Here is a 3,399-nt window from a genome sequence, read left to right as displayed (position 1 = left end):
TTTGGGTTATTGCGATCGCCTACGGCGGGGCGTAGCCCATCGCGGGTATCTTGCAACAGCACTTCGGCACGAGACTTAAGAATATCCGCAATTTGACTGAAGGCAAGCGCTGCGGTTGATAACTGTGCCTCCAAGGGTAAACTTTCTAGCTCGGCATCCAAACAATCACACATAGCATCAAGAGAAGAAGTTGGTGGAGATTCTGACAACTCATCCAGCACATCCCAAATTGTTAATTGGCGGTATGTGGTCATTGAAAAAATTCAGGATTTAACGGGCAGGGTCGCACTGGGCAGTAGCTTGAGCTAATCTCAAACATATCCTTATATTGATTTTGGCGCATAGCTGACACTTGGGGTCTAACGGCTTCGGCATACCTTACTCCGCTTCTTCGCCAATCGCGCGATAGTAAGCAGCGATGCCTACGGCGGTAAACTACGCGGCTTCTTGTTCGCTGCGAAGGGTATAGCGCCGAAACGCTTTCTCACTTTGATGTCCTGTTAGTTTTCGTGCATGGCTGGGGTCAACTCCCAATAGCAATAAGTCAGTGGCATAGGTGTGGCGAAAGGAGTGAGGGTGCAAATCCTCAATATGACCTATTTCACCAATTTTTTCTACAGCGAAGTAAATGCCGTGATAACTCAAGCGTTCACCTTTGTATGAAGCATGGTGTGAAATCATCAGTGGGGAGTCGCTGTTTAAGACCTCTAAAGCTGGTTCGTTACAGTTAATTAAGCGATCGCCATTATTTGGGAAAGTACGCTCAGAACAACAGCCTATGTAGTCGGCACAGCCTAACATTTTCTCAAAATGGGGACAGGATGTGCTAAATTTTTACTGCTCAAAAGAAAAAGAAAAAAGATTATGTTTATGGACGACTTAATTCAACTTAGTTCCGAAAAAATTGCCGAATATCGCGCTCAATTAGCAGATTATCCTAATTCTATCGCTGCTTTAGATGTAATTGAGGAATGGGATGGAGATTTAGCTGACGCGGCAGAATCTCTTGCTACTCGTAATGGAATTGAAGGAGTAGAAGATAATGCTGATTTACGTTGGTTCGTGATTGTTTTGAAACAGTGCCGTGATTCTATTTGTCAACCGAGATATGAAACTTTACGTGAAAAATATTTACCCGCAATTATTCCTCCTTTAACAGATATTATAGCCGGATGTTTTATGTGTCCTCCCGGAGTAGCCGGACTTATAGCAACTCCAGTTGCTATTTATATTTCAGAAGCAGGAATGGATAAATTTTGCCAAAATTCTACCAATTCTTAAGTTAAACACCTGTACAAATAAATCCTGACCAATAATACGGATTTTCAAAAGGATAAGGTTGACGTTTTACAGATGATTCTAATAAGTCTTTGAATTTCAGACGATCTCTCTTATTTTCAAGGGCTTTATCTAAAAGTTGATTAAATTTACCATGACAAGAAAAATGAATACAATGAGCAGATTGTAACTCTTGTTTTCTTTGAGTAAGAGTTATTTTTGATGCTTCTTTTTCAGCAATAATAATAGTTTGGTCTAATTTAAAACCTTGCTTAATTTTCTCAATTTCTAAATTAGTGCCTAATAAGGGTTTTAGATCCTTTCTTGTAGGATTGTTAATAGCAAATAGACGATTTAGTTGTGTTTGTTTTGATGATTCTTTAACCAGTTTTAAGAGCTGGCAACTAGGAGCATAAGCTATACCTTTAGTAAAACTTTGATAAAAATATTCACCATTTTTAAAAGGAAATGTATGAATTGGTAAAATATGTAAATAACGATGGGGAATAATAATTAAGCGTTGACAACTTTCAGGAATGAGATCAAAAATATCTTGAATATGTAGGTTATCTGCAAAGGTTTGTAAAAGGTTAGGAAGCTGATTAATCCATTCTTGTTTTCCATTTTTGGAGTAGTAAAGCTGTAAATAATTATTAATAGTATCACTTAATGCTTGTAAATCGCTTGTTGAAGATTCCCAAACTTTTATTTGTGTATCATAAGACACAACAAAAGCTAATATTTTCTCACCCGTAATATAAAATTGCAAAAGACAAGTTTCAATATCGCTTAAGGATTGAATTTCTTTAAAGGAGATGGGTTCAACTTTTTGAGTTAGTTTGAAAGTAGGATCAAAGGGTGTAATTTTCTGATCGATAAAATTATTTAATTCTTGTTGATATTCCTTGAGATGACTTTGATCTGTCACATAAGGAATTAAGTTATCATTAAGGCTAGTATTCTGCTTAATGCTTTGATTTTGGAGGCGGATTTGTTCATTAACTACCCTTTGACGTAATTTATCCCATTGCTCAATCATAGCTTGCTCAATGCCTTGGGGTTTGAGATTTTTTTGAGCCATTAATTCCACAAGGTTTCTCGCTTTACTGCGTTCAATGTATTCTAATGCTTTGTCAGGTTGATTGAGATTAATATAAGCCTGCACAATTCCATAGAAGACATCAATGGCATTAGAGAGGGTTTGTTGGCGATTTTGGGGATTAAGTGCTTCTATTCGGGCATTTTCGAGGGATTCAATGGCGAGATGATAGGTTTCTGTGGCAGGTTGCCATTGATTTTCTGTGTAGTATAGGATGCCTAAATTACGGGCGGTTAGTAAACAATCCAAAGGAGTATCTTCTTTTGTGCGGATTTTTAAAGCATTTTGATAAAACTTGATTGCTTGCTTTAAATTGTTAGCTTTGTTCCCTTTAATTCTGAAAAGGTAAGCATTAGCAAGATTATTTTGCGTGCTTGCCCAATCTTGTGGGAAGGTATCAAAAGTTCTCACTTTTAGAGCTTCGGTATAAGCCACGATTGCTCGTTCTAAATTGTCAGCTTTATCACCTCTGACTCTAAGAAAGTAAGCATTACCCAAATTATCTTGCGTACTTGCCAATCTTGGGGTAAAGCATTAAGAGTCCTAACTTTCAATGCTTCTTGATAATAGATAATCGCTTGTTCTAAATTATCAGCTTTATCCCCTCTAATTCTTTCACAGTAACAACCACCTAGATTATTGCTTGTTATTGCCCAATCTTGGGGTAAAGCATCAAAAGTCCTAACTTTCAATGCTTCTTGATAGCAGATAATTACTTGTTCTAAATTATCAGCTTTATCCCCTCTAATTCTCTTTGAATAAGCAACAGCAAGATTATTTTGCGTATTTGCCCAATCTTGGGGTAAAGCATCAAAAGTTCTCACTTTCAATGCTTCTTGATAGCAGATAATCGCTTGTTCTAAATTATCAGCTTTATCCCCTCTAATTCTCTTTGAATAAGCAACAGCTAAATTATGTTTTATGGTTGCCCAATCTTGGGGTAAGGCATCAAAAGTTCTCACTTTCAATGCTTCTTGATAGCAGATAATCGCTTGTTCTAAATTATCAGCTTTATCCCCTCT

The 3,399-nt window shown here is 37.2% G+C and carries 3 protein-coding genes and 2 pseudogenes; 1 reads left to right on the top strand and 4 read right to left on the bottom strand.

Translation table 11 applies throughout. The features are described from left to right. Both CDG77_RS34085 and CDG77_RS34080 read right to left on the bottom strand, forming a co-directional pair. Window positions 1-254 (bottom strand): annotated as a pseudogene (locus tag CDG77_RS34085) (hypothetical protein); the annotation flags it as partial. A 181-nt stretch (window positions 255-435) separates the two neighbouring features. Further along, window positions 436-708, bottom strand: a pseudogene (locus tag CDG77_RS34080) (tyrosine-type recombinase/integrase); the annotation flags it as partial. Between the two features lie 162 nt (window positions 709-870). On the opposite strand from CDG77_RS34080, the gene CDG77_RS34075 reads away from it, so the two are divergent. Further along, window positions 871-1,281, top strand: a complete 411-nt coding sequence (locus tag CDG77_RS34075) for a hypothetical protein (RefSeq protein WP_094333555.1) — start codon at window positions 871-873, stop codon at window positions 1,279-1,281. A gap of 1 nt (window position 1,282) precedes the next feature. Here the strand turns inward: CDG77_RS34075 and CDG77_RS34070 are convergent, their stop codons facing one another. Together CDG77_RS34070 and CDG77_RS38335 are read right to left on the bottom strand one after the other, a co-directional pair. Beyond that, entirely contained in the window at window positions 1,283-2,812 is a 1,530-nt protein-coding gene (locus CDG77_RS34070) for a CHAT domain-containing protein (protein WP_262985199.1), read from the bottom strand. 11 nt (window positions 2,813-2,823) lie between these two features. Continuing rightward, the coding region (locus tag CDG77_RS38335) for a tetratricopeptide repeat protein (protein WP_223270138.1) at window positions 2,824-3,399 on the bottom strand (576 nt) is incomplete at its 5' end.

Source organism: Nostoc sp. 'Peltigera membranacea cyanobiont' 213 (assembly GCF_002245975.1).
GTDB lineage: Bacteria > Cyanobacteriota > Cyanobacteriia > Cyanobacteriales > Nostocaceae > Nostoc.
This window is presented reverse-complemented; position numbering and strand designations above follow the sequence as displayed.